This is a genomic window from Microbacterium sp. B24 (assembly GCF_000333415.1).
Classification (GTDB): Bacteria; Actinomycetota; Actinomycetes; order Actinomycetales; family Microbacteriaceae; genus Microbacterium.
Map to the genome: position 1 here is coordinate 1 of NZ_BADB01000132.1, position 2,581 is coordinate 2,581.

The 2,581-nt window shown below is 70.7% G+C and carries 2 protein-coding genes; one reads left to right on the top strand and one right to left on the bottom strand.

Going from position 1 to position 2,581, the window contains the following annotated elements; all coding sequences use genetic code 11:
• Nucleotides 1-435 precede the first annotated feature (435 nt).
• On the bottom strand, nucleotides 436-1,482 hold the full coding sequence (locus tag I5I_RS03020) for an ATP-dependent DNA ligase (protein WP_036316332.1): 1,047 nt from the start codon (nucleotides 1,480-1,482) through the stop codon (nucleotides 436-438).
• 152 nt (nucleotides 1,483-1,634) lie between these two features.
• Here I5I_RS03020 and I5I_RS03025 point away from each other — a divergent pair.
• The coding region (locus I5I_RS03025; protein WP_036316334.1) for an acyl-CoA dehydrogenase family protein at nucleotides 1,635-2,581 on the top strand (947 nt) is incomplete at its 3' end.

The window sequence follows — 2,581 nt, forward strand, 5'->3', positions numbered from 1 at the left end:
AGCTCGGTCCCGGGGATCCTCTAGAGTCCCGAGCATGAGCGAGCCCAGCCGCAGCACCGCGTCGGTACGCGCGATGAACTGCACCGGTTCGAGTGCGAGCTCCTGCGTCACCGTGGGTTCCGAGGGCTCTGACGGCGCAGCGGACGGCTCGTCGGGCGGGGCGGGGACCATGGTCCGATCCTCGCACCGGCGCCGCCGCAGGGCGAGGATCGCGAGCCGGAACAACGGATGCCGATATTCACGGTCGCCGACCGATCAGCGGTCCTTCGCGCGCCCGTAGGCTCGGCATCACGGAGGAGGGGAGAGCGCCCCTCACCATCCGCACCAACGGATCGCATGTCCGGCCGCCGGAACCCGGCGCCGATGCGAGCGTGGGCGGGAGAGCCGGATCCGGCCCGTGCGGTGCTGCGCGGGTCGGATCCGTGCGCCGCGGTTTCAGTCCAGGACGTCCGCCAGGTCGTATGCGCGCACCTGTTCCAGCTGGGCGAAGGTGCACGAGCGCGGGTCGCGGTCGGGCCGCCACCGCTCGAACTGCACCGTGTGGCGAAAGCGTGCGCCCTCGAGCTGGTCGTAGCGCACCTCGAGCACGCGCTCCGGCCGCAGCCGGACGAACGAGGTGTCCTTCGTCGCCGAGAAGCGCGAACGGTCGGTCTGTCCGGTCACGGCGGTGCCCTCGGCATCCGTGACGACGAGAGGCGCCAGCTCGTCGACGAGCTCACGTCTGCGCACATCGCTGAAGGCCGACGCTCCGCCGACGTTACGGAGATCGCCGTTCTCGTCGTACAGCCCCAGCAGCAGCGAGCCGACACCGTGGCCGCTCTTGTGCACGCGGTAGCCGAGCAACACGACGTCGGCCGTGCGGGCGTGTTTGATCTTGAACATCGTCCGCTTTCCGGGCGCGTAGGGCAGGGCGAGCGGTTTGGCGATCACCCCGTCCAGCCCGGCGCCTTCGAAGCGGGCGAGCCACTGCGTCGCCAGGTCGTGGTCACCCGTCGTGCGCGTCACGTGCACCGGGGCGGGGACCGTCCGCAGGAGGTCTTCGAGTTCTGCGCGGCGCGTCGAGAACGGCTCCTGCTGGAGATCGCGCTCGCCGCGGGCGAGGAGGTCGAAGGCGATGAACATCGCGGGCGTCTCACTGCTCAGCAGGGCGATGCGGGAGGCGGCGGGGTGGATGCGCTGTGACAGCGCCTCCCATGACAGCCGCCGACGCCCGTCGGATCCGGCGAGCGCCACGACGATCTCCCCGTCGAGCAGGCATGGCTCGGGCAGCAGGGCGGTGCACGCGGCGACGAGTTCGGGGAAGTAGCGGGTGAGCGGCTTCGCGCCGCGCGAGCCGATCTCGACGTCGGTGCCGTCCCACGACAGCAGGGCGCGAAACCCGTCCCATTTCGGCTCGAACGCGAGGCCCCCGGGGGTGCGGGCGGGGTCGGGAACGGCGCTGACGGCCTTCGCCAGCATCGGTGCGGGGATGTCGAACGGCATGGCTCTCATCATGACGGCGGGGGCACGCGGGCGACAGGGGGCATCCGACGACTCGCGATGAGACTGAGTATCACTTATGATGGTCCGCAGTCTCATTCGCATTCTTCATCGGGATCGATCACCGAGACGCCGCGAGCATCCGAGGAGTTCCCATGGCCGCTGAGTACCAGGCCCCCACCGTCGACTACGCCTTCCTGTTCGGCGAGGCGTTCGGTCTCGACATCGTCGCCCGCGCGACCGGCGGCGAGCTCACCGCCGCCGACGGCGCCGACGTGATCGCCGGAGCCGGTGAGTTCGCGGCATCCGTCCTCGCGCCGCTGCAGAGCATCGGCGATCGCGAGGGCGCTCGCCTCGTCGACGGCCAGGTGCGTCTGCCCGACGGGTTCGCCGAGGCCTACGCCGCGTTCGTGGAGGCGGGGTGGATCAGCGCCGAAGCGCCGGTCTCGGCCGGCGGCGACGGACTCCCCGGGGCGATTCGGGCCGGCCTCGGCGAGATCTGGAACGCCTCGAACGCCGCGTTCGCGCTGTGCTGGCTGCTCACCGCGGGGCAGATCCACGCGCTGGATGCCGCGGCATCCGATGAGATCCGTGAGACGTACCTGACGAAGCTGGTCTCGGGCGAGTGGACGGGCACGATGAACCTCACCGAACCGGCGGCGGGCACCGACCTCGGCGCCATCCGCACGATCGCCACGCCCCGCGGCGACGGCACCTACGCCATCCGCGGTCAGAAGATCTTCATCACGTGGGGCGACCACGACGTCGCCGAGAACATCGTCCACCTCGTCCTCGCCCGCACTCCCGGTGCCCCCGAGGGAGCCAAGGGGCTGTCGCTCTTCGTGGCTCCGAAGCAGCTCGTCAACCCGGATGGCTCGCTCGGCGAGCGCAACGCCGTCACCACCGTCGCGGTCGAGCACAAGCTCGGCATCCACGGCAGCCCCACGTGCGTGCTCTCCTACGAGGACGCCACCGGGTACCTCGTCGGCGAGGTCGGCGGGGGACTGGCCGGCATGTTCGTGATGATGAACTCCGCCCGCATCGCGATGGGGTTCCAGGCGACCGGAATCGCCGACAGGGCGCGCAGCAGGCCACGGCCACC